Source organism: Variimorphobacter saccharofermentans (assembly GCF_014174405.1).
GTDB lineage: Bacteria > Bacillota > Clostridia > Lachnospirales > Lachnospiraceae > Mobilitalea > Mobilitalea saccharofermentans.
Window position 1 is genome coordinate 2948993 of record NZ_JACEGA010000001.1, and the last position, 24801, is coordinate 2973793.

Sequence of the window (24801 nt, forward strand, 5' to 3'; positions counted from 1 at the left end):
CGATTTCTATATTCTATGATATAATACCTTGAGTATTTTCAATCTAATATATCACTTTGAATGTTTCAATTACAGGATTAATATTACATATATCACTCATATGAAATTACAACCCAATTGAGGGAACGGAGACACACATGAATAAAATGAAATTATTAAAGATAATTACCATACTTATTCCAGTTCTCATGGCTATGTTATTTGCAGTCCATGAATATATTCTTAACTGGTTTATTAATCTTCCGCGTTGTCCTGCTGTAAGATGGTTCGATATCTATTGTCCTGCCTGTGGCAATACCCGAAGTACCATTGCTTTACTTCACGGAGATATGCTTACATCTCTGCGATACAATATTGTACCTTTGATACTAGCTGTTCTACTGCTGGCTTCGTATATCGAGTTAGTAACTTACAGCTTTGGAAGACACATACGGCTTCTTCCAAGAAAGCTAGGCTTCTATATCATACTTATCATATTACTCATGGCATACTTCATCATTCGCAACTTTATTCCTTATCTTACACCTTGAATTGTTTCGAATAGATTGTATATGACCATTGATATACAGTCTGTATAATTAAAAAGGCTCAGTAAAACATAATCTGCTTTACTGAGCTAATTAATTTTGAGCAATACCTATATACTTATTATATCAGTTTTAGTAATAGGAATCTAATCCCATCTCCCGGTATATTTCATTCAGGAAATCTTCACTACCCAATAATGCTGCAACACCTGCAATCATTAAGATAGCTAAAACAACAGTAATACCGGATAAAATAACTCCTACAATTGCCATTCCCTTACCGCCTGACTTCTTACTAAGGCTGACAATACCAAGAATAAGGCCAACAATCGATAAAGGTAAGCTTAGATAATAGCAGCAGCATAAAACCAGACCTACAATACCACATACTAAGGAAGCAATAGCTAAACCACTGCTCTTCTTTGGCTGATCATATTGAGTAGATGCGTCGTATTGATAGGAATACTGATATTGATTTGAATCAGTCTGATACTGATTCTGCTGCGGTTGTTGATATACCGGCTGTTGATATTGATTCTGCTCCGGATTATTTTGCTGTTGATTATTTTGATTAAAATTGTTGTCTTCAGGATTGTTATAATCTCCCATAATAAGGACCCCCTCGCTATAGTAAATATACAATTCAAAATTGCTATTCATATCCTACCATATTATACTATTTTCTTCAACAAGCTTTTTTAATTTGTTAAACATTTAATAAGCTAATATCATTATAATGCTATTAGTTAATACTATATTACATAAATAGCAATCGATTCACACTCCACATATACATAATTTCTTTATTTTTCGTACATAGTAACCTTGAGGTGATTATATGTCATATGTTGCTCCTGCTATCAGGGAAAAATTTGAAACACTTTCCGTCGACCTAAAAAATAACATATTAGAACGGAATGTGGAACTTTATACGATTCACGATTTAATCGATGTACTGGATCGTATCGTTAAGGAAGCTGAGGAAGAAGACAAGCAATAAGGATAATCTTCACAAGATTAAGGGCTGTTGCATAATACATTTACAGGGAATATGACTTACCATAATGCACTGTCGGAAGAACAGATTGCTGTATTTTGTGTGAATCATGCGATTATTTATATTTGCATGAGACATACAAAATCAGCAATATGTACTTCCGTCTGTGTGTGAGGTAAGTCATATTCCCTGCATGTATATTGTGCAACAGCCCCTTTTTCTTATATATAATGTATTAACTGTATCAGTCCCGCTGACAGAAGTGCTATGAAGAAGCCAATTATAATGCCTTTGCCAGCACCTATGGTATAAAAAAGGGGGTTACGATATTCTTCTACCATATCTTCTGTTCCAGGCACCCAGAATCTCTTACAATTCATAAAAATAGCCAAATCCAAAATAAATAAATCATATAAATTTGCAACAAAGAATAAGAAAAATACATAGAAAAATGCTTTTCCAAAGGTTGTAGCTCCTGAATAATATGCGACTACTGACAGGATAAATACAATCACTACAGCTCCCACTATTTTAACCAAGATATGATTTGATTCCTTTTTCTTTATTTTATCCTTATATTGCGGTAATGACTCCACCCTCTTTCTGACATTAACTGGAAATGACATGATCATACTAGCTGGATCCTTAGCCAAAGGGATTAATATAACGACTGTGAATATTGCACATAAGATTAAGCTTTCAATTAGAAATAACATATGGAATCCCCTTCTTTCTCAAATATATAATCTAATAACTGGTCTTGCATAAGCCTGATGTTTTCTTCTAAAACCTCCTGATGTAGAAACTCCTTATTTTCTACTGCTAAAGCCATGATTTTCTTCACGTCTAAATAATTCTTATACTTATCATCATTGACTATATCAGGTATCACATATCTATCCGTTGGATTTAAAGGTCTTTGTTTCTGTGCTCTTACTATAAATGGCAAAAAATAATTATTGACACTCAGTAATTTTAAATGTATAATTAACGACATTGATAGGGATGCATAATCATATTTAAATCAATGACGATTTGTAGGTTAGTAATGACAAACAAATCGTCCTTTTTATTTTCTTAGGATTATGCTCCTGTATTTATTTTTAAGAAAACGCAAGTTAATGTAGCTACTTTAATTGCTGCAAAGAGTAAAATTCATCAACTATAAGCATCAGTGAGAGACAAAGGTGTCTGAGGATGTAGATATACATCAGCAGACACCTTATTTGATGATTCATCAGAAATCACTCGTGTATATAAAATCAGGATTACTTCGAAGGATAAAATAAAGAATTCAGGAAATATTGTTATTATGATGTTTCCTCAGCACTTGTGTTATCTATGACACAAGGATTGGTTATCAGAGCTGGTCAGATTGGACCAGATGCGATTTATCATGCAGAAGTCGCATTTAATCACGCTATATTCCACATATTTGTATCAACATATCCAGATGGCCCTGTCGCTATGACAGGGCCGTCTCCCTTTATACGAAAAATAAGGGTTTCGTAAGTCATTATGTGATTTACGAAACCCTCTAGTTAATGTATTAGCTCGAATCTGCTATCGTTACTTAGAAACGATTAGCATCAGCTGCTTCCTGAATCGCAACTGCTACAGCTACCGTAGCACCAACCATCGGGTTATTACCCATACCGATCAGACCCATCATTTCAACGTGAGCCGGAACGGAGGAGGAACCTGCGAACTGAGCGTCAGAGTGCATTCTACCCATAGTATCTGTCATACCATAGGAAGCAGGACCAGCTGCCATGTTATCAGGATGTAATGTTCTACCTGTACCACCACCGGAAGCAACGGAGAAGTATTTCTTACCCATCTCGATACATTCCTTCTTGTAGGTACCTGCAACCGGATGCTGGAATCTGGTAGGATTGGTGGAGTTACCGGTAATAGATACGTCAACACCTTCCTTATGCATAATTGCAACACCTTCGGTTACATCATTAGCACCATAGCAGTTTACTGCTGCTCTAGGGCCATTGCTGTAAGATTTGCGGAATACTTCCTTAACCTTACCTGTATAATAATCCATCTCAGTCTCAACATAGGTAAAGCCGTTGATACGGGAGATAATCTGAGCTGCATCCTTACCAAGACCATTTAAGATTACTCTTAAGGGTTTCTTTCTAACCTTGTTCGCAGATTGAGCGATACCGATAGCACCCTCTGCTGCTGCGAAGGACTCATGTCCAGCTAAGAAGCAGAAGCAATCAGTGGACTCCTCCAATAACATCTTTCCAAGGTTACCATGGCCTAAGCCAACCTTTCTCTGATCAGCAACGGATCCAGGAATACAGAAAGCCTGTAAGCCTTCACCAATCGCTGCTGCTGCATCAGCAGCTCTTCTAGCGCCTTTTTTAATTGCAATAGCAGCACCTACTATGTATGCCCAGCTTGCATTCTCAAATGCAATCGGCTGAATACCTTTTACCATATTGTATACATCAAGACCGGCATCCTTTGTAATCTTCTCTGCTTCTTCGATGGAAGCGATGCCGTAGCTGTTTAATACAGCATTGATCTGGTTAATTCTTCTCTCATATGATTCAAATAAAGCCATTGTTATGTATCCTCCTTTACTATTCGTGTCTCGGGTCGATAATCTTCACAGCATCCGCAACACGTCCATATTGACCTTTGGACTTTTCATATGCGGTGTTTGGATCATCGCCTTTTTTGATGAAATCCATCATTTTGCCAAGGCTCACGAATTGATATCCGATAATTTCATTATCAGCATCAAGAGCGATACCGGTTACATAACCTTCTGCCATCTCAAGATAACGAGGTCCTTTTGCAAGTGTTCCGTACATGGTACCAACCTGGCTGCGAAGTCCTTTTCCTAAATCCTCTAAACCAGCACCAATCGGAAGACCGTCCTCAGAGAATGCACTCTGTGTTCTTCCGTAAACGATTTGTAAGAAAAGCTCTCTCATTGCTGTATTAATAGCATCACATACTAAGTCTGTGTTCAATGCCTCAAGAATAGTTCTACCTGGTAATATCTCTGCTGCCATCGCTGCGGAGTGTGTCATACCGGAGCAGCCTACTGTCTCTACTAATGCTTCCTGAATGATACCGTCCTTAACATTCAATGTTAATTTACAGGTACCTTGTTGCGGTGCACACCAGCCAATTCCATGTGTTAAGCCGGAGATATCTGTAACTTCCTTTGCCTTTACCCATTTTGCTTCTTCCGGAATAGGTGCAGCGCCATGGTTTACGCCCTGTGCAACCGGACACATCGTTTTTACTTCATGTGAATAAATCATGTTGTTAAAACTCCTTTCAATATACATAGTATCGTATTTCATTTTCTCTATTCGTTGCAAGAGAAAGCTTTACCCTTCACTTACAGTAAAGATAATGCATTCCTACGAAATAACACTTTATTGTTATTTACTTAACATATTTTCGCATAAAACTACCAATAAGTCCATAGTTTTTTTAGCAAAAGTTCTCTGTATTTACGGCAAGAAATTAATACTTTCCTACAATTTCTCCGGCTGTTTTATATATGCTCCTCTCCGGTACAAAGCCTCTCACCATAGAAAGGGGATAGATATTCGCATTTCTTCCTATGACAGTTCCGGGATTCAGTACACTGTTGCAACCTACTTCCACATAGTCACCCAGAATAGCACCGAATTTCTTCAGGCCTGTCTCAAGCTTTAGCTCTCCGGCTTTTACAGTAACCGGAGTCTTATCTGACTTCACATTGGAAGTAATGGATCCCGCTCCCATATGGGACTTGAAGCCCAGTACGGAATCTCCAACATAATTATAATGGGGTACCTGAACCTTATTGAACAGGATCACATTCTTTAGCTCAGTTGAATTGCCAACCACTGCACCTTCCCCCACAATGGCGCTGCCTCGAATAAAGGCACAATGCCTTACCTCTGCATCCTTACCGATAATTGCGGGTCCATTAATACAAGCGGTAGGGGCTACCTTGGCGGATTTGGCAATCCAGATATCCTCACCAACTTTATCATACTCATCAGCCGGTAAAGTGGCACCAATTGTGATAATTCCGTTCTTAATTTTGCTTAGTACCTCCCATGGATAGATGCAGCCTTCGAATAAATCCGCTGCAATGGTTTCCTTCAAATCAAATAATGACTTAATCATAAGCTGTTCCGACATGTCGAATACCCCCTATAGTTTACTTATCGTTTATATTCATTAATTGTTGACTACTCACAGTCTGCGTGCAATATGATCCATATGTCTGTGATCGGTGCCGCAGCATCCTCCGAAGATTTTTATATTGCTTATTGTACGTAATCTTATCATGTCTTCGGCTAAGGCTTCTGGTTCAGAGCTCTTCAAGTCTGTAGAATTATCTAATTCAGCATATGACAAAGGAGAAGTATTAGCCTGTATTCCCAAAAAACGGCTTTGCACCACATCATTCCTATTATACGGCTGTGATAGCGCCTCGTAAAGAATATTCGGATGCACACAGTTTGTCATATAGCATATTGGCTTATTCTCTGTTTGGCTATCAATTTCCTGAATGGCATCTGAAATCCTTGTTCCATCGATCAGTTTACCATCCTTTTGAATGGTAAAGCTGATGATATATGGTATACCCGTATCTGATATTACGTGAGCCATTCCTATGATCTCCGGTAAAGCAGGCATAATACCTGCATATAGAAAGTCCACATTTGCTTTATGGAACAGATCGACCTGCCATTTGTGAAATTCAATTGCTTCTTTCGTTGACAGTGCACCCTCTCCAGTATATGCATCTCCTTTACATCCAAGAAGTCCGCCTACATACATTTCTACGTCACTTTCTTTTTGTATGTTCTGAAGGAAGCTTGCATTATCCAGTATAATGGAAGAATCACAGCCTGCTTTCTCAACACGTTCCCGATTGGCACGGCGAGTAGGTGTCGTAGCTAAAAACGGCAGATTATATTTCCGCGCAATCGTAATATACTCCTGCCATATCGCTTTCAAAGCAGATGCACCATCCGTATTATATATCATTTTCGCTAATGCAACATCTTTATCAAAATCCAAATGATATTCTCGCTTCAGCCTCTCACCAAGAGCGCCTTCCATTAATATGCTGGCATGTTGTTCAATGCAATCTACAAAACTCATATCGTTTTCCTCATCATTCGATAATTCAGCTTCATCCGAAAGTAAAATCGATAAGCAGCTTATATACTATTATATACTAATTACTCCGTCTCACCAAGAGCTAAATCCTCATAAGGATTGCGTAACTATACTGTAGGAAATAGAGAGGCGGAGTTCACCAAAGATGTGTTTTAGAATTCACACCTATACTATACCTTTTTATATATTCTTTTACAAGCCCCATATATGGGCGTTAAACCATGCATATTTCCTTACATCAGCACTCACACTATGGCTTATACTTTCCATATACTTACCCAGTTCATTACGTTTATTCTTCTCAGAACGAAGAACCTCCTCACAGCTTATTATATCATTTTCTTCAGCTCCTGCAGCCTTTGTCTGCCTCCTCTGTTTTCTTACCAATTCCAGCATATCTCCACCATTATAATAATACGCTCTTAAATGTGCCATCTTATCTACACCCATCCTACTCCATCCCATTGGTCTTGAACTCATCCTTGAGGACAGCACATGACTGACATGGCCTTCTGCACTACATCCCACTATACCTTCTTTTTCTTCTAAACGAACTTTCACTGCAGACCAATTAGAGAGAATATATTCTTTACTCTCTTTGACTCTCTTTATGGTTGCTTCTCCGTCTGTAACCTTCAAAATCTTTTCTATCACTTTTTCGAATTCTCTCTTCGTCCCACTTCTCATCGTTTTATACATTTCCTGACGTGCTTCTTCAGCTGAATCCAGTAAATGTGATGTGGCTCGTATCATATACTTGCTTAAATGAAATTCATCCAGAACATAGGTAAGTCCGGCCAGTCTTCTTTTTCCTGCTTTTATCCACCCTCCTCCATCTCCATTTAGATATATTTTCTCGATGCTGTCTATATCGTAGTTACAACGTATATAGTCATACACCTCATCCCAAAGTTTACTATTATCTTCTCCAGAGTATGTGCCACAAAAGTAGTAAGGATTTATAAGCCGATTTCGTTTACTTTTCGGACCTTCTTTTTCTATTCCCTCATATACATAGACGATTTTGGTTATTATGCAGTTATTCTTCATATGATTATCATTTTTCACAAGATCACCTTTCCGTTCCCGGAATTGTAAGGATATATGATCTTCATCTGCGTCTATGTACAAGTATTTTACTTTTTTCTTATTAAGTAAATCTTTATATTCGTTTTGAAACTCAAGGCTATGAATTTTATTCTTCACCGTCTGCTTGCTTACAATTTCACTTATACTGATTGCCTGACCTGCCTTACGATAGGATGTTTCAACTGATTCCTCAAGCATTTTTGCTTCTGCATCCTCAGTTAATCTTTCATGCTCTTCAATACCTAATATCCGATCTAAGAGATAGCCCCTTTCCCCAGTTACCTTATTTTTAAATAAGGTTTTCTCAAAACAGACCTTTCCTAATGATGTGATAAGAGTTTTTTCATCCTTCTTTACGATTTGCCAATCCTTTTTCCTTTTTCCACTATTCCTTAGCGTTTCATCACAGCTTTCTAGTGTTTCTTTAATAATATCCAGACCAAGCTTAATTATGTTGTCTTGAATTCCATAGACAAAGGAAGCCATATCCTTTGGATTCTTCAAAAATTTTTCTACTTCTTTTTCAAGATTTCTAATGCCAACCTCTTCAAAATGTTGTATACTTTTAATCATAAGAGAACACCTTCTTTTATGTTTTGTTTTGTGTGATGACTTAATCTTAACACAAAGTTTGGTGTTCTCTTATTCTTTATTTATTTTTTCCTACAAAAATTTTACGCTATATCCTCATAAGTCTCTTTTCTTCTGATTATTTTATAGGAATCCCTATCCACCAATATCTCCATCGGTAATGAATGGGAGTTATAATGAGATCCCATCACAATACCATAGGCTCCGGCATCAGTAACTGCCAGTAAATCTCCCTGGGCAACCTCTTCGATCATACGGTTCTTTGCAAAGAAGTCCGTACTTTCACAAATCGGACCAACAATGTCTACCTCTCTCTCTGCCTTTCCTTTTTTCGTGACCGGGAGAATGTTATGATACGCCTGATATAGACATGGACGTATCAGATGATGCATACCACTGTCAATAATCACAAATCTTTTACCATAGGAATTATCTTTGATATACTGTACCTCTGTAACCAGTATCCCCGCCTGAGCAGTAAGAAATCTACCCGGCTCCAGGATAAATGTAATATCCGGCATATCCTTGAAGGGACCTGTAATTAATTCTGCATATTTCTTAAGATCAGGACTTGATTTATCTTCCGTATAAGGAATTCCGATTCCACCTCCAACATCCACATAGCGGATTGAAATGTCCATAGCTCTTAAAGTTCTTACATACTCCGCAGCTATTTGCATCGCTTCTCCATAAGGGGTAACGTCAAGTAGCTGTGAGCCGATATGAAGGTCTATACCACTCACCTGGATATGCTTCATCTTCATTGCCTTTTGGAAAATGTCTATTCCCATCTCACAATCAATTCCAAATTTATTCTCCTTCATACCGGTTGTGATGTATGGATGCGTCTTAGCATCTACTCCTGGATTGATACGGAGCGCGATGGATACGGTTTTATCCATGGCTGTGGCAATTTCATTAATTCGTAAGAGTTCCTGTTCGGATTCTACATTAAACATCAGAATCCCTGCTTCGATGGCTTCCCTTATCTCCTTCACGGTTTTCGCCACACCGGAGTATACAATCTTCTTCGGATCAGCCCCTGCCTTCAAAGCCCGATAAAGCTCGCCTCCGGATACAATATCCACTCCGCAGCCTTCATCAACAAATACTTTTGCGATGTTCCTGTTATGACATACCTTCATAGAATAACAGAACAGTACCTTGCTTTGTCCAAATGCCTCCTTAAGCTGCCCTAACTGATTTAAAAAGCTGCCTTTGCTATATAGATAAGCCGGAGTTCCTGTTTCCCTAACGATATCTTCTACTTTTAAATTCTCCATCATTAAATTCTGTTCATCATAATAAATATATGGTGCTTTGATCATTTTTCATTTCTCCTCTCTAATTCTGAAAGCCTTATTTCATTCTTTAGTGAATCCTTTATTAATTCAACCAATGGTTTATTTTTCGAAAACAAGCAGATATCTTTATCACTTCCGGTTATGGTTCCCGTCAAAACATAAGAGGAATCTGCTATAAGGCGAATCTGTCCGGATCCCTTTTTAATATTATGTGTGATGACTCCTTGAAGCTCAATATCCCCGGATATAATGGCAACGACTTTAAGCCCCTTCGCTGCTGCAGCTTCTAATGCTTCTTTAAAATAATCAATTTCATTCTCCGATACGGACACATAGACTCTCTCCGTAGCATTCTCAATTATGTTACGTATCTTATCTATGATATTCTGCAATCCGCTCACTGTGATATATCCATCGGCAGGCTCCTGTATGGCTGGACATTCTGTCCTTATTATTTCAACAACTTCCTTCATATGATTCAGGAAATTAGCACAGTATTCTTCTACCGGAACTGCAGCATATCTCGGTACGACACCTTCTATGACATATGCCCCTCCCTTTTCCACAAGTCCGGCTAATACCTGATATGCATTGGCTCTTGGAATTCCTGATAGCTTTGCTGCTTCATATCCGGTTACTTCACCTTCCCTGCAAAGTACAATATATAATTCCGATTCATTCTTGGTTAATCCTGTCTTCATGAGACCTTCGATTAACTTCAACAATATCCCTCCTGTTCTGAGTGATCTGGTCTTTCATTATAAACTAACAAAAATATGTGGTAATACTAGTAGTATGTGCAACTACTACTAGTATTACCACATATTTTTTTCTGTGTCAATCAATATCTCCTATTATCATTCTTAACCAAAACAGTCTGCATTACTAGAATGCCATTCATATAATGACATGCTATAATTATTTCCTAACTTCTTATTACCAGCATATAGAAAGCCTTCCCTTTCATATACCTGTCTCAATTTTCTTCTTTCTGCATTACAGTCTAATCTCAATGAATTAATACCCTTTACAAATGATAAATTTTTTGCATAGTCAATCAACTCTTTCGTAATACCTTTCCCTGCATACTCTCTCTTAACAGCTAACTTATGTATATATAATGATTTTCCTTGTGGAATTTCAGGCCAATACTTTGAATCATAATCAGTAATTGCAATACATCCTGCAGGAACCCCATTCTGGTAATCAATATAAAAGTCACTAATCTGATAATCCTTTGAAAGAGAATGCCACTTAATACTGTCCTCATTCCATAGGTTCCCTAATTCATTCTTTTTCATCCACATAACAGCATCTAATAGTATTTCCTCAATTGCTGGAATATCATTTTTATCCGCCTGCTTTATCATAAATTGTTCTCCATAGCTTTAAATCTGCCCCGGTGCATATAAATGCAACAGTTCAACTGCCCAGAAGGTCAGATCACACATCAATGCTGTTTTCGATTTGTAATCGGGTTCCAGCCTAACATCAACATATGCTGTTGGGTAATTGATCTTCTTCGGTGAATAGCGTTTGTTATGAGGTACAGCAAAATTCATTTGTAAAATGCCATCCTCGTTAATCGCTTGTTTAACATTTGCAATAGACTCCTTTAGAATATCGACCTTATCTCCGACACCGAGCATTGCGATTTCGGTAAGTAGGCGACGGTATAGGATGATATCTATGGTATCCGGATGGAATGGTCTGATTGGAGTAATGAAAGCAAAACAAGGTGCGTAATATCTGCCATTGATTCGGATATACATATTGTTATCCGGCTTCATAATCTGGTTGATACGATTAATGGAAGCGGCGAGCATATCAATATTCTCCTTCGTACGCCAGCTATGTGTATATGCCAGCATGGTAAGGGTATATGCATCCGGATAATATTCATCCGCCTCGATATAAGGATAATTATAACGTCGTTTCGTATTTGAATTAAACTTCGTAATCTCATCCAGAGAAGATATTTCAAGGATACGACGGAAGCCTTTTAATGCTATTTGCTGTAGCTCCTTCACATCGTCGAAATCATCCCCATAGCCGAGTATAGCCTGCATTGTATAAATTAGTGACATCAGACTATTGCCGTTATTCAAGCCTTCAAATCGATGTTCATAACGCGTGATTTCAGGAGGAATATAGGAAAATTCTTTACGTAAAATCTCTTCATCCCTCATGGCCTTGATAAAATTAACTATGATTGGATGTGTCTTGGGAACTTTATAATAGGAAAGTAAACGCGCTGCTGTTTCCCCATCCTGCAAAGGCGTTTCATGAAGCTTCACCCCTTTCCAGTTATCCCAGCTATGCATGCCGCTTCCTATATAACCGTTCGGCTTAATATAAGTCTGTAATAGTTTAAAATATGGTGTCTGATATATTTGCTGGAGCAGTTGTTCTTCGTCAGCCGGAGAAATGGTTTTTAGAATATCCTTTCGAAGCCGATATTGAATTACCGGCCCTGCGTGTGTAAGAAGAAAATCAATTGATTTCGACAAGTTCATCTTGGCACCCCCACTAACATAAATTCTCTTGTGATAGACTGGTTCAACTAATCGTAATAAATCTCTTGTGCACCATCCTCTTTCATGCTACCATAAAGAATTCCATTTTTCTACTATTTCCCATAATTACTTAGTAAAGTATTCTGTACTATCACTGCCTATGCGCACATTTCGTTCCTCTCATGGATTACCTTCTATAAGTGGTAATTACTCCTCATTTAATACTGCTTCATCAAACAACTCAAGTAGTTCTTTTGATGTAGTCCACTTAAGGCTACCATCCTCATTAGAAAAATCGTATCCTGATAATTCGTATAATGCATTGGCACAGATATATTCATACATCCCCGAATTGGGACTTTTGTATATTATCCAATATAGAGGCATCATAGCCGTATCGCCTATGTCTATCACATTTTTATAATGGGCGGAATTAAAAACTCTCGTCCATCCCTGTGTTAAGAGAATATCCGGATTTGCCCTCTCCTCTTCAATTTCTTCCTGCACCAATGCTTGAAGCTCACTTGCAACCTTCTCCAAGACTTTTTCATCTAGACGTGAGATGAACATTTCCTCATTTACTCCATTGGGAGTTATTGCTGACCAGTCTATGCTATCCTTATTCGTTTTATCTTGATGATCAATTGCAGTTTTTTCGCTATTTATCTTATAGTTATCTTCACTTTCTTCCATCTGATTTCGCGTACTATCTCCGGTTTTAGAGTTATATTCATTGCCAGTATTTAAATTCTGTTGAGATTCTCTCTGACCGCCACATGCTGCCATGAATATTAGAAAGGAAATTATTACACTGCAAATAAGTAAATTCTTTTTCATATCAGTTCCTCACAATATAATTTATGACTTCATAAAAAAGGACGTTTCATAATTCATTCGCGGTGACAATTACTTTGGTAAGTAATTATCCCCGCTTATACATTATGAAACATCCCCTTGCCAAAGTTATATAGGATTATAATTGAGTGATGCTCAAAAAAACATTTACATTCAATACTGGCTTATTTCATAATAACCAGTTCATAATCCCGGTTACCGAGACCTATTTTTTCCGCATGCTCAAGGCAGGAACGCCATTCTGACTCGGGTGTCGAATTGATAAAATGATCATGATGATCTTTAAAGCCGGGTCTTGCCAGATTGTCTGAAAGCTGGCTGCCCGGCAGCGGTGAAGCAGCCAAACAGGCATCCACACACGCCTGATCCAGTGCAAGCGGATCATAGGAAGCAAACATTCCCAAATTCGGTAGAATCGGAGCATCATTTTCACTATGGCAGTCACAGTTCGGTGAAACATCCACAATAAGAGAGATATGGAAGCAAGGGCGCCCATCAACCACTGCTTTGGCATATTCTGCCATACGGTAATTCAGTTCTCTGCTAGCTGCCCAGTTCGAGAACATAATGGCATCAAAATTACAAGCGCCTAAGCAGCGTCCGCATCCGACACAGTTTTCAGTATTAATTGACATTTTCTTATTCACATCATCAAAAATCAGACCATTGTTCGCACATTCACGCTCGCATCTGCGACAGCCCCTGCACTGATCCGCTATAATTTCAGGCTTACCGTTAATATGCTGATCCTTCTTTCCAGCACGGGAACCGCAACCCATACCGATATTTTTTATCGCACCACCGAAACCGGTCATTTCATGTCCTTTAAAGTGAGTCAGACTGATAAATACATCTGCATCCATAATGGCATGACCGATTTTAGCTTCTTTGATATACTCACCACCTACCACAGGCACAGCAATATCATCGGTACCCTTTAGTCCATCTCCAATCAGAATGGGACAGCCCACACTTAAAGGTGTAAATCCATTTTCCCATGCGCACTCAAGATGTTCAAGGGCATTCTTGCGGCTTCCGGGATAAAGAGTGTTACAGTCGGTCAGAAACGGATGACCGCCCAGCTCCTTTACCACATCAGCAACGGCTTTCGCATAATTCGGACGGAGATAACTAATGTTACCCAACTCACCAAAATGCATTTTGATTGCAACAAATTTGTTATCCATATCGATTTGATCGATACCCGCCTTCCGGATCAGCTTTTTAAGCTTCGTCGGGAGCCCTTCATTTAGCTTTGTTCGAAAATCCGTAAAATAAACCTTTGATTTATCCATTATTAATCACTCCTATATTTAATTCTTGCCATATTATGTAATTCAGGCATGTCCACTAATGCACCAATCAATGTTCTATATTATTATAATGCTTTGAGTTAACTCCAAGTCAATTACTTTTTCTACTTTTTTAGTTATAGGGCGTATAAGGACTTCAGCGCTATATTTAAATCACTATCTATTACTCACTTTAAAAACAAGACAGAGAGATATTTGAAGTATCTCTCTGTTTATATAAAGCACATTTGATATTAACTCTATTAATCCTATTACTCCACTGTAACCGATTTGGCCAGATTTCTCGGTTTATCCAGATCCAATCCCTTACCAACCGATACATAATAGGATAACAGCTGTAACGGTATCACAGCAAGCGATGTAGTGAAATGACTATCCGTCGTCGGAATATAGATGGTCATATTAGATACCTTCTCAGCCTCTTCATTACCTTCATTGGTGACTGCTAATACAAAGGCACCCCTCGACTGAACTTCTACGATATTACTGATGGTCTTTTTATATAGAGACTCCTGAGTGAGTAATGCAGTGACCAAGGTATCCTCTTCGATCAAGGCGATCGGTCCATGCTTCAATTCTCCTGCTGGGTACGCTTCCGAATGAATATAGGATATTTCCTTCAGCTTCAGGGAGCCTTCCAGAGCAGTTGCATAATCCACTCCTCTTCCTATGAAAAAGCTATCCTTCACTGCTACAAACTTAGAAGCAATGTATTGAATCTGTGTCACATTCTTATCTAAAATGGTTTGAATTTGCTCCGGCAGTTTACATAAATCCTGAAGCAGTGAATCAAATCTTTCCTCTGTTATTGTTCCGCGAACCTTGGCAAAACGCAATGCCAGCAGATATAGAGCGGCAATTTGTGTGGAATATGCCTTCGTGGTAGCTACTGCAATCTCAGGGCCTGCCCAGGTATACATTACATTATCTGCTTCTCTTGCAATTGAACTACCCACTACATTTACGATACCAAGAACTTTAATTCCCTGCTTCTTCGCTTCCCGTAACGCCGCAAGAGAATCTGCGGTCTCCCCAGACTGACTGATGATGACGGTCAGTGTACCTTTCTCGAGGATTGGGTTCCGATAGCGAAATTCCGATGCCAAATCCACCTCCACTGGAATTCTTGCCAAATCCTCAATTACATATTTTCCAGTCATACCGGTATGATAAGCGGAACCACAAGCTACAATATATATTTTCTTTAAGTTCTTAATATCCTCTTCGCTCATATTCAACTCGTCAATGACGATATCATTATCGCGAATTCTTGGCATTATGGTATCTCTGACTGCCTTTGGCTGTTCATGGATTTCCTTCAGCATGAAATGCTCATAACCACCCTTTTCCGCAGCGGTAATATCCCATTCCACAGTCTTCAATTCCTTTTCAATCGGTTCCAAATCAGAATTGGTAATGCTTACTTTATCTCTTGTCAGAGTAACGATTTCACCATTTTCAATATAATATACACTTCTGGTATATTTTAATATTGCAGGAACATCGGAAGCAATATAGTTTCCGTTCTCTGATACTCCTACAATCAGAGGGCTATCCTTACGAACAGCATAGAATTCATTGGGACGATCCATGAACATAATTCCCAACGCATAGGATCCTTCTAATTTCGTCATCACCTTTGCTATGGTCTCAAGTGCGTCTCCCTTATAATAATAGTCCAGTAGCTGTACTACCACTTCTGTATCGGTTTGACTTTGGAAGGCATATCCCTTTTCTTCCAAACGCTTCTTAATCTTACTATAATTTTCAATAATTCCATTATGTACCACTGCAATCGTTTCATTGGAATTATAGTGAGGATGAGAATTCGTATCGGAAGGAGCACCATGTGTTGCCCATCTGGTATGACCGATACCCATAGTTCCCTGTATGCTTAAACCTCCGTTGGTTAACTCACTTAATACTTTTAATCTTCCTTTGCATTTTGAAATCTGTATCTTAGTACCATCACTAACTGCAAGTCCTGCAGAATCATATCCTCTATATTCAAGTTTTGAAAGTCCATCAAGTAAAATCGGCGCAGCCTGATCTTTTCCGATATATCCTACGATACCGCACATAATAATCCCCCTTATGCATTTATTGTATTCAATTTATTATCAAGCGAAACTTGTATTCTAAAAGCATCTCCCACTCTGGAACTGATCTTTCATCATTTACTTATGTTAACATTTAACCGATTTATCTTATCACATTTTTTTCCCCTTGTCACTACAAAACACTTCGACGAAATCTGATCAAATATAATAATCTGATTTTACATTTCTTCCATGTATATTTGCTCATAGAAAATCTGACCGCACCTACCGGGCGTTCACATTTACTTTTTATAAAATGCCTTGGCTTCCTGGAAATATCTCGTCAGGGCTCCCTGATTATTCAGCTTTTTCACACCATCCACCATTCGACTCACGAAGCCCTCAAGCTTTACCGTATATTCCTCCTTCGTAATCTGTCCCTCTGCCACATAGGTAAGCCCTTTCTCCCAGCTGGCTGTAAGCTCAGCATTCAGTAAGGATTTTATTGATGAATTAACTACATCATAGATTACCTCTCCCAATAGTGTAGGTGTAATAATCTGAGTCTTTTTATTTAAATTTAAATAAGTGATGGTGACAAGCTTATTTAATATTTCCGCTCTGGTTGCACTGGTTCCGATTCCACTTCCCTTAATCTGTGCACGCAGCTCCTCGTCTTCAATTAATTGTCCTGCGTTTTCCATAGCAAGAATCAACGAACCGGAGCTATATCTTTTCGGAGGAGCTGTTTCTCCTTCTTTCATTACCATATTATTTACCGGAAGAAGCATCCCCTTCTTCATATTCATCACGATCTGCATAAATCCCTGGTCAGTGTTCTCATCATCCGAGCTATCATTTTCGTCAGTGTCTTTCTTATCCTTCGCATTTGCCTTGTCACTACCAGCTCCGACTCCTGATGATGGCTTGTCATATCCCAGTACCTTCAGGTAGCCTTCTTTTTCAAGTACACGAAGTGAGGTAAAAAAGCTCTCTCCCTTAATCTTAACAGTAATACTCACCTTGCGGTATTCTGCCGCCGGATAAAAAATACTTAGAAAACGCTTTACGATGGTACCATATACTCTGGCCGCCGTATGAGAAAGTGATTGAAGTGCTGACAGTCCTTGTCCTGTCGGGATAATGGCATAGTGGTCCGTAATCTGGCTATCATTCACATACCTGGTTTTCGCAATATTCTTATAGGTTCCCTTCTCAAGAATTTCACTGACAAAATCCCTCACCTGATTCAAGCCCTGCAGTCCCTTGATATTCTTGTAGATCTCTTTGGCTACTGCTGTGGACAGAACTCTGGCGTCAGTTCTCGGATAGGTCACCATTTTTTTCTCGTACAGTTCTTGTGCAATCTTTAAGGTTTCATCCGGGCTGATTTTATATAATCTGGAGCAATCATTCTGTAGCTCTGCTAAATTATAAAGTAAAGGCGGATTTTTATTTTCCTTTTTCTTTTCTATATTGCTGATTTCAGCCAGCAGTTTAGCCTCTTCCCCTGGTGCCAGTTTCGCCTCCCAGGTTCCATCTTCATTTAATGCAGGACAATCTCCTGCCAAATCAGAGATCATCTTTATTGCGGAGGTTTTCTCTGAAAATCCGTTTTCTTTATAAAGGAGAGGAGAATTAAAATATTTGGAGCCCTCTACTGCTCGAAACTCCGCGTGAAACTCCTTATCCTCTGCCTGTAAACCACTAATCACACGATAAAAGGGAGTTTTTACAAAGCTACGAATCTCTCTTTCACGTCTTACAACCATTCCCAGAACACAGGTCATAACTCTACCTACAGAGATTGCGCCACGCTTATCCGACTGTAATAATCGTTGTACTTCATTTCCGTATTTTAATGTAAGAATGCGGGAAAAATTAATTCCCATTAAATAATCCTCCTGCGCTCGAAGATAGGCCGCATCGGATAAATGATCATACGCAGAGAGCGGCTTTGCTTCCCTGATCCCACGAAGAATTTCCTCTTCCGTCTGGGAATCAATCCAAACCCGCTTCTTTTGCTTGGTATTCGGAACCTTTGCCTCCTGGTCCACTAACCGATATATGTATTCTCCCTCCCGCCCGGAGTCAGTACAGACATAGATAGTGTCCACATCCTTGCGGGTAAGAAGTCCCTTCACAATGTTAAACTGCTTTTTTACGCTTGGTATAATTTCATACCGGTATTGCTTAGGTAGAAAGGGCAGAGTCTCCATCGTCCATTTCTTCAGTGCAGGATCATATGCCTCCGGATAGCTCATCGTTACCAGATGTCCAACACACCAAGTAACAATAGCATCGTCAGATTCGATATAACCATCCTGTTTGCGTCCGGATATTTTTAAAGCTTTAGCGAATTCCGTCGCAACACTGGGTTTTTCTGCAATATATAAGCTTTTCGACATCATTATCCAACTTTCTTTTGTCAATTATGCTCATTATAGCATACAAAGAGGAATCCGCAAAGTCCGAATTCCTCTCCTATCGTACAATAATAGCCAAACTGTCTTGAATATTCTTCTCCTTTCGTTTACAATAGTTTTAGTAATTATTACGATTCCATGTAACTAGTAGGAGGAGTTAAATGAAAGATTTTCAAATCTATAGTGATTCATCCTGTGATTTACCAGAATGTCTGGTGAAGGAGCACAATATCAGGCTAATTCCGTTTTATGTAAGTTTTGATCACGATAATTATTATAAAGAGAATATTGATATTACAAAGGAAGCCTTTTATGATACCTTGGTATCAAAACATGTGTACTCCACAACCTCGCTTCCTACTGTTCAGGATTATATAAATGAGTTTAAACCAGCCTTAAAGGAAGGCAAGGATATAATCTGTTTATGTTTGACACAGAAGTTTAGTGGCTCATACCAGTCTGCTGTGAATGCGAAGCACATTTTGGAGGAGCAATTCCCGGAATCCAATATTCAGATAATTGATAGTATTCAGGCAACAGCAGGACAAGGATTACTTTTACTACAGATTGCCTACATGAAGGAGGCAGGTTATTCTATAGATCTCATTATCGAAAAACTAAACATATTGAAGCCAACCTCTCGTATTATGTTTACCGTTGACACCTTAAATTATCTTTCCAAGGGAAGACGAATCGGTAAAGCAGTATCTCTCACTAGCGATATGCTTGACCTAAAGCCTTTAATACAATTAAAGGATGCAGAATTAATTCCTTACTCCAATGTAAGAGGTCGTAAAAAATCACTGGATAAGGTATTCTCTATGGTAGAAGAGTATTTTACAGAAACGGGTGAAAAACCGGAAGACTATGATTTTTGTATTGCAAATGCCACTACGAATGAAGATGCTATTTATTTGCAAAATAAAGTAGAGGAATATATCGGACGTAAAATAACCTATCCAGTATTTCAAATAGGTGTTACCATAGGTACCAACACCGGTCCTGGTGGTATCGGTATTTGCTTTGTTAAGAAATACAATTGTATTTGAATTTTATAGAAAGGTCAGGTAATTCATATGTCGCCAAAAAAAGTCTATTATGAGAATCTTGCTGACAGTATTATCGAAAAGTTTAATAAGCGCGGAATCGAAGGCTATTATTGTGATAATGCCGAAGAAGCTCTGATTACTGCCAAGCGTTTTTTAACTCCCGGTTGCTCCATTTCCTGGGGCGGTTCTGAAACCTTAAATGAGATAGGTTTTTTCGAAGAAATAAAGAACTCTGATTACATCCTTTATGATCGACATGCCGCTAAGACTCCGGAAGAAAAGACTGCTATGTACGGTAAAATAGTAACTGCAGACTATTATTTTATGAGTTCCAATGCCATTACCCTGGATGGTCAGCTTGTAAATATTGATGGCCTTGGTAATCGAGTGGCCTGCTTAATTGCTGGACCTAAAAACGTAATTATCATAGCTGGAATGAATAAAATCGTAACGGATGTCGATACCGGTATGGATCGTGTCCGTAATATGGCAGCTCCGCCGAACTGTAATCGTCTTGGCTGTAAGACTCCATGCTCTGAGATCGGTAGATGTGTCAACTGTCTGGTGGATGATTGCATCTGTTGCGAGATTGTTATTACCAGGAAGTCCAAAGTTCCGGGACGAATTAAAGTTATTCTTGTAGGTGAAGAATTAGGATATTAATCACAGACTTTAACATATTATATATAGATGAAATTAACTTACGCCAGATTGTAGTCGTCGGAACATCGATATTAGTGTTGATGAAATTATATATTAAATGAAAGGATGTTGAATATGTCTCGAGATGAATGTTGTGAAAAGAAGGATACCGGCTCCTCGGTAAATGTAAATATTGACGTAACAAGAATTGTAAAGTATGTATGCATATCCGGTGTATTTATTGTAGGTATTATCTTTGGCACCAAATATTTTCATAAGATAGTAGAAGATGTTAACCTTTTTTGTAAGAAATAATGTTGATCGTATGGTTTTATTTATAAACAAGGTCTCCTAAGGTAAATTATATTACCTTAAGGAGGCCTTGTTTTGTGGGAAGCATTTTTCTCATTCTCGCTTTCTAGCGCGCAACTTCTTGCATCCAAAAAATATCAAAGCGCCAACGGCTACACCCGCCGTATTTAAAAGAATATCATCTATATCACTGCATCTTTCATAAAAAAGCAATTGACTTATTTCAATAAATAGAGAAAATCCTGCACCAGCAAGAATTGCTTTTCCGATTGTATTTAATTTCTTAAAACATACCGGCCAAACTATTCCAACCGGAATAAACATAGTTATATTTCCAATGATATTCATTTGCCATCCATCATAAATATCAAAAAGGTGTACAATAGGGACCAGATTAACCCACGGTGGAATAATTCTAGAAGCATCAAACTTCATAGTTCCAATCTGTCCATTAACATGATGCCATGGGAAGTTCACAATTCTTGCGATCACGATGATACATATATACACCATCATCATTTGTGCTTCTCGGAAAAAAAATATCTTTTTATTCTTTATTCCAATTAGGACTCGCATAATCACCCATACAATCGATATGACTATAAGTAACTCCCAATATGTAATCTCTAACATCTGCTTATTATCTCCTCTTCCTTTTTGTAATATCCATTCTGCCTTCAACTACCTTTTTCTACTCAGGTCTGAGTAAAATGAAATAACTCCTCGATCACTGAATTAATAAATAATTCCCTATCATTTTGCTTTGTAAAATCAAATCCCAATCTATTTTTTACTGCATTATCTTGTAAAAACGCTGCTTGCATTATTGATGTCAGAGAAAATATCATAAACTTCTTTTTTGCATCATCAATATCGCTTGTTAAAGCTCTCAAAAGTCCACGCTGCATATCTACTGAATTAGAACTCGTAAGATTGTTCCGCAGATCACCAAGAATGGATACCCTCGAAATACTCTTATTTGCATAAAAAAATTCAAATACTTGTTTTGCCCAGTACGTAAGCCTTTGTTTATCAGCCTCAATCGGATTATCACTATATTCCGTATTCTGCGGAACAAAGCTTCTGATTTCTTTATAAATAATTCTTTGAACGCATTCCGTAATCAGTTGATCTTTGCTTTCGAAGTGATAATGGATAAGACCTAATCCTACTTCCGCTTTATTTGCTATTTTTCGCGCAGTAACCTGCGATAGGTCTCCCTGACTTTCAATGATGAGCTCCGTTGTGACCGTAATAATTTTATCTCTCTGATTCATAATCATACTCCCAATCTCAAAAAACTGGACAGTGTCCAGTAATAATATACTGAACATCGTCCAGTTTGTCAATAAGTAATGTTGGTTTAGAAAATATGCATATAATAATCAATCTTGAAATTAATATAAATCTAAGCTACAATATAATTGATAAGGAGGGATGATCCATAAGGAAAAGCAGAAAACATTGTGCATAGCGAAGGCTATTGCATATCAAATAAACCGAATATCAATAGCCTTTGCTATCCGAAAGTATAATTTTACTAGGAGGGCACAATGGGCTATATTCAAGCAATGGAGATTTTGCCCGAGAGGTTGATTGAAGAAATCCAAAAATATATCGACGGGCAAATTATATACATTCCAAAATTAAAATCAAGAAGATGTAAGTGGGGAGAAAAGACTAATTCGAAAGCATATTTCAAAGAAAGAAATTCCGAAATATACCATAGTTACATTAACGGATCGACTGTTCTTGAACTATCGGAGAAGTATTTTTTAGCTCCCAAGAGTATACAACGTATTATTCGAGACATGAAGACGATATAAGCTGATGTGCTGCTTTACGAAGTGGCACATCTACTTTTTATAACGATGTCTGTTCCCCCATTTGTAATAAAATAGGATATAATGGATTCATTAAATTACAAAAGAAAGGAGAATATATGTGGAAGTCATAAAAATAGCGGATAGTGATAAGACAAAGTATATGGATTTACTGCTTATTGCTGATGAGCAGGTAAGTATGATAGAAAAGTATTTATATCGTGGTGAAATGTTCGCTTTGCAGGATGATGACCTGAAAGCTCTTTGCGTTGTTACCCAAGAGGAACCTGGTGTTTATGAGCTTAAGAATATTGCTACTGTTCCTAAATATCAACGAAAAGGATTTGGGCAGCACCTGATTGCTTATCTTGTTGATCACTACAAAGGGGTAGGTAAGGAATTATATGTCGGGACAGGCGATAATCCTGATATTCTTCATTTCTATGAAAAATGCGGATTTAGAAGATCTCATATTGTAAAGAATTTTTTTGTGGATAATTATGACCATCCTATCTATGAAAATGGACAGCAGCTTGTGGATATGGTTTACTTAAAACAGTCATTATAACATTAGAGCTATTCGAATCATAAAATTAACACTCCCTGGAGGTCAAAAATGGATCATAAAGAGTATCTTTTTTTAATTGATGAAACGATAAGGAAAGGACGTTATAAAGATAACTGGATGTCGTTATCAAATCACAAAACACCAACGTGGTACTTTAACGCTAAGTTCGGTATTTTCATCCATTGGGGAATATACAGTGTACCGGCATATGCTAACGAATGGTATTCCAGAACCATGTATGACCCCCATCATCCCGAATATGAGTATCATAAGAAGAATTTCGGGGATCAGAAGATTTTTGGATATAAAGATTTCATCCCTCTATTTAAGGGAGACCATTTTAATGCGGAAGAATGGGTTGAATTGTTCAAAGAATCCGGTGCGCGATATGTTATGCCTGTATGTGAGCACCATGATGGTTTCGCTATGTACGACACAGAATTCAACAGATGGAATGCCGCAAAAATGGGACCATGTAAAGATATCGTCGGAGAAATCAAAAAAGCTTGTGAAAAAAGAGGCCTGACCTTTTGTGCATCTTCCCACCGGGCTGAACACTATTTCTTTATGAATATGGGACGAGCGTATGAAAGTGATGTAATGGATGATAACTATAGAGATTTTTATGGTCCTGCTTATCTTTGTCCAGAGCTTTACAGCGACGAGCTTCATCGTACAACTGCTGATACCTTTTCTAATATTGCGCCTACCGTGGAATGGCTGGAGGACTGGCTTGTCAGAACCTGTGAACTAATTGATAAATATCAGCCCTCCATTCTTTATTTTGACTGGTGGATTCACCATGCCGCATATAAACCATATCTCAAAAGGCTCTGTGCCTATTATTATAATCGAGCGGAGGAATGGGGTAAGGAAGTAACTATTAATTACAAGCATGAGGCTTTTCCTCCTACAGTTGCCACATTTGACATAGAAAGAGGAGCCTTGACAGATATCTCACCGGTTCCCTGGCAAACAGACACTGCCATTGGTAAGTGCTCCTGGGGCTATACAAAAGACAATGAATATAAATCGTCACGTCAGATTATATGTGATTTAATTGATATTGTCAGTAAAAATGGAATGCTTCTTCTAAACATTGGTCCTAAGGCAGATGGAACAATCACGGATGAGGAAACAAAAGTATTGAAAGAAATCGGCCTATGGTTGAAGGATAATGGAGAAGGGATATATGATACCGTCCCTTGGAGACAATTCGGAGAAGGTAAAGTCAATAATTCCGAAGGCTTTTTCCAGGATAATGACGAAAAATGCTTCACCTCGAACGATTATCGTTTTACTTATAAAAATGGTTTCTTGTATGCATTTTGCATGAGGCCAGACTCCGACAGCTTCACTATTAAATCATTAAGAATTCGGGGCGATCACGATTTTATGATTGGCGATGTCCATGTATTAGGTGATTTTCGAATAAAAAACTTTAACCGTGACAATGATGGTCTAACCATCACCCTGAATAATAAACCCGAATCGGATCAACCGCTCTGTTTTAAAATTGAGATTATATAAATTTCTATGGTATATTTAAGGGGCTGTTGCATAATACATTTGCAGGGAATATGACTT

The 24801-nt window shown here is 38.2% G+C and carries 26 protein-coding genes; 8 read left to right on the plus strand and 18 right to left on the minus strand.

What is annotated here, in order from left to right:
- Positions 1–137: 137 nt before the first annotated feature.
- Positions 138–530 (plus strand): DUF2752 domain-containing protein, encoded by a 393-nt coding sequence (locus tag H0486_RS12890; RefSeq protein ID WP_228353382.1) that lies wholly within the window; start codon positions 138–140, stop codon positions 528–530.
- Between the two features lie 129 nt (positions 531–659).
- Here the strand turns inward: H0486_RS12890 and H0486_RS12895 are convergent, their stop codons facing one another.
- Positions 660–1136 carry a DUF4190 domain-containing protein gene (locus H0486_RS12895; protein ID WP_228353383.1) on the minus strand — a complete coding sequence of 159 codons (477 nt, stop codon included), beginning with the start codon at positions 1134–1136 and terminating at the stop codon, positions 660–662.
- 229 nt (positions 1137–1365) lie between these two features.
- Between H0486_RS12895 and H0486_RS12900 the strand changes: the two genes are divergently transcribed.
- Positions 1366–1527, plus strand: coding sequence for a molecular chaperone GroEL (locus tag H0486_RS12900; RefSeq protein WP_228353384.1), 162 nt, complete (start codon positions 1366–1368; stop codon positions 1525–1527).
- 218 nt (positions 1528–1745) lie between these two features.
- Here the strand turns inward: H0486_RS12900 and H0486_RS12905 are convergent, their stop codons facing one another.
- The 15 genes from H0486_RS12905 to H0486_RS12975 form a co-directional block, all read right to left on the minus strand.
- The gene (locus H0486_RS12905; protein ID WP_228353385.1) at positions 1746–2240 is read right to left on the minus strand and encodes a hypothetical protein; all 495 of its coding nucleotides are present in this window, start codon (positions 2238–2240) and stop codon (positions 1746–1748) included.
- Positions 2228–2416, minus strand: coding sequence for a hypothetical protein (locus tag H0486_RS12910; RefSeq protein WP_228353386.1), 189 nt, complete (start codon positions 2414–2416; stop codon positions 2228–2230). The genes H0486_RS12905 and H0486_RS12910 overlap by 13 nt, the downstream gene beginning before the upstream one ends.
- A 681-nt stretch (positions 2417–3097) precedes the next feature.
- Positions 3098–4108, minus strand: a complete 1011-nt coding sequence (locus H0486_RS12915) for a GGGtGRT protein (RefSeq protein WP_228353387.1) — start codon at positions 4106–4108, stop codon at positions 3098–3100.
- A 19-nt stretch (positions 4109–4127) separates the two neighbouring features.
- On the minus strand, positions 4128–4820 hold the full coding sequence (locus H0486_RS12920; RefSeq protein ID WP_228353388.1) for an iron-sulfur cluster assembly scaffold protein: 693 nt from the start codon (positions 4818–4820) through the stop codon (positions 4128–4130).
- Between the two features lie 208 nt (positions 4821–5028).
- Positions 5029–5697: an acyltransferase gene (locus H0486_RS12925; RefSeq protein ID WP_228353389.1), complete on the minus strand. Its 669-nt coding sequence runs from the start codon at positions 5695–5697 to the stop codon at positions 5029–5031.
- 54 nt (positions 5698–5751) lie between these two features.
- Positions 5752–6669 (minus strand): homocysteine S-methyltransferase family protein, encoded by a 918-nt coding sequence (locus H0486_RS12930; RefSeq protein WP_228353390.1) that lies wholly within the window; start codon positions 6667–6669, stop codon positions 5752–5754.
- 210 nt (positions 6670–6879) lie between these two features.
- The gene (locus tag H0486_RS12935) at positions 6880–8349 is read right to left on the minus strand and encodes an ISLre2 family transposase (RefSeq protein WP_228352155.1); all 1470 of its coding nucleotides are present in this window, start codon (positions 8347–8349) and stop codon (positions 6880–6882) included.
- A gap of 101 nt (positions 8350–8450) precedes the next feature.
- Positions 8451–9695: a diaminopimelate decarboxylase gene (gene lysA, locus H0486_RS12940; RefSeq protein ID WP_228353391.1), complete on the minus strand. Its 1245-nt coding sequence runs from the start codon at positions 9693–9695 to the stop codon at positions 8451–8453.
- A complete protein-coding gene (locus tag H0486_RS12945; RefSeq protein ID WP_228353392.1) occupies positions 9692–10393 on the minus strand; it encodes a TrmB family transcriptional regulator in 702 nt (233 codons plus the stop codon). The genes lysA and H0486_RS12945 overlap by 4 nt, the downstream gene beginning before the upstream one ends.
- A gap of 141 nt (positions 10394–10534) precedes the next feature.
- Positions 10535–11041 carry a GNAT family N-acetyltransferase gene (locus H0486_RS12950; RefSeq protein ID WP_228353393.1) on the minus strand — a complete coding sequence of 169 codons (507 nt, stop codon included), beginning with the start codon at positions 11039–11041 and terminating at the stop codon, positions 10535–10537.
- A gap of 18 nt (positions 11042–11059) precedes the next feature.
- Positions 11060–12187 (minus strand): hypothetical protein, encoded by a 1128-nt coding sequence (locus H0486_RS12955; RefSeq protein ID WP_228353394.1) that lies wholly within the window; start codon positions 12185–12187, stop codon positions 11060–11062.
- A gap of 207 nt (positions 12188–12394) precedes the next feature.
- Positions 12395–13024 carry a hypothetical protein gene (locus H0486_RS12960; protein WP_228353395.1) on the minus strand — a complete coding sequence of 210 codons (630 nt, stop codon included), beginning with the start codon at positions 13022–13024 and terminating at the stop codon, positions 12395–12397.
- A gap of 182 nt (positions 13025–13206) precedes the next feature.
- The gene (locus H0486_RS12965; protein ID WP_228353396.1) at positions 13207–14337 is read right to left on the minus strand and encodes a DUF362 domain-containing protein; all 1131 of its coding nucleotides are present in this window, start codon (positions 14335–14337) and stop codon (positions 13207–13209) included.
- A gap of 269 nt (positions 14338–14606) precedes the next feature.
- Entirely contained in the window at positions 14607–16436 is a 1830-nt protein-coding gene (glmS, locus tag H0486_RS12970; protein ID WP_228353397.1) for a glutamine--fructose-6-phosphate transaminase (isomerizing), read from the minus strand.
- A 260-nt stretch (positions 16437–16696) separates the two neighbouring features.
- Positions 16697–18802, minus strand: a complete 2106-nt coding sequence (locus tag H0486_RS12975) for a DNA topoisomerase (protein ID WP_228354431.1) — start codon at positions 18800–18802, stop codon at positions 16697–16699.
- A 179-nt stretch (positions 18803–18981) separates the two neighbouring features.
- Here H0486_RS12975 and H0486_RS12980 point away from each other — a divergent pair, with 179 nt between their 5' ends.
- The 3 genes from H0486_RS12980 to H0486_RS12990 all read left to right on the plus strand — a co-directional run bounded on the left by H0486_RS12980 (position 18982) and on the right by H0486_RS12990 (position 20826).
- The gene (locus H0486_RS12980; protein WP_228353398.1) at positions 18982–19869 is read left to right on the plus strand and encodes a DegV family protein; all 888 of its coding nucleotides are present in this window, start codon (positions 18982–18984) and stop codon (positions 19867–19869) included.
- 27 nt (positions 19870–19896) lie between these two features.
- Entirely contained in the window at positions 19897–20532 is a 636-nt protein-coding gene (locus H0486_RS12985) for a lactate utilization protein (RefSeq protein ID WP_228353399.1), read from the plus strand.
- Between the two features lie 114 nt (positions 20533–20646).
- Complete coding sequence (locus H0486_RS12990; RefSeq protein ID WP_228353400.1) at positions 20647–20826, plus strand: hypothetical protein; 180 nt, start codon at positions 20647–20649, stop codon at positions 20824–20826.
- A 90-nt stretch (positions 20827–20916) separates the two neighbouring features.
- Here the strand turns inward: H0486_RS12990 and H0486_RS12995 are convergent, their stop codons facing one another.
- Together H0486_RS12995 and H0486_RS13000 are read right to left on the minus strand one after the other, a co-directional pair.
- On the minus strand, positions 20917–21456 hold the full coding sequence (locus tag H0486_RS12995; protein ID WP_228353401.1) for a VanZ family protein: 540 nt from the start codon (positions 21454–21456) through the stop codon (positions 20917–20919).
- A gap of 62 nt (positions 21457–21518) precedes the next feature.
- Positions 21519–22100 (minus strand): TetR/AcrR family transcriptional regulator, encoded by a 582-nt coding sequence (locus H0486_RS13000; protein ID WP_228353402.1) that lies wholly within the window; start codon positions 22098–22100, stop codon positions 21519–21521.
- Between the two features lie 276 nt (positions 22101–22376).
- Between H0486_RS13000 and H0486_RS13005 the strand changes: the two genes are divergently transcribed.
- From H0486_RS13005 to H0486_RS13015, 3 genes are all read left to right on the plus strand, one after another.
- Positions 22377–22649 (plus strand): CD3324 family protein, encoded by a 273-nt coding sequence (locus H0486_RS13005; RefSeq protein WP_228353403.1) that lies wholly within the window; start codon positions 22377–22379, stop codon positions 22647–22649.
- A 118-nt stretch (positions 22650–22767) separates the two neighbouring features.
- Positions 22768–23214, plus strand: a complete 447-nt coding sequence (locus tag H0486_RS13010; protein WP_228353404.1) for a GNAT family N-acetyltransferase — start codon at positions 22768–22770, stop codon at positions 23212–23214.
- A gap of 48 nt (positions 23215–23262) precedes the next feature.
- On the plus strand, positions 23263–24744 hold the full coding sequence (locus H0486_RS13015; RefSeq protein ID WP_228353405.1) for an alpha-L-fucosidase: 1482 nt from the start codon (positions 23263–23265) through the stop codon (positions 24742–24744).
- Positions 24745–24801 lie beyond the last annotated feature (57 nt).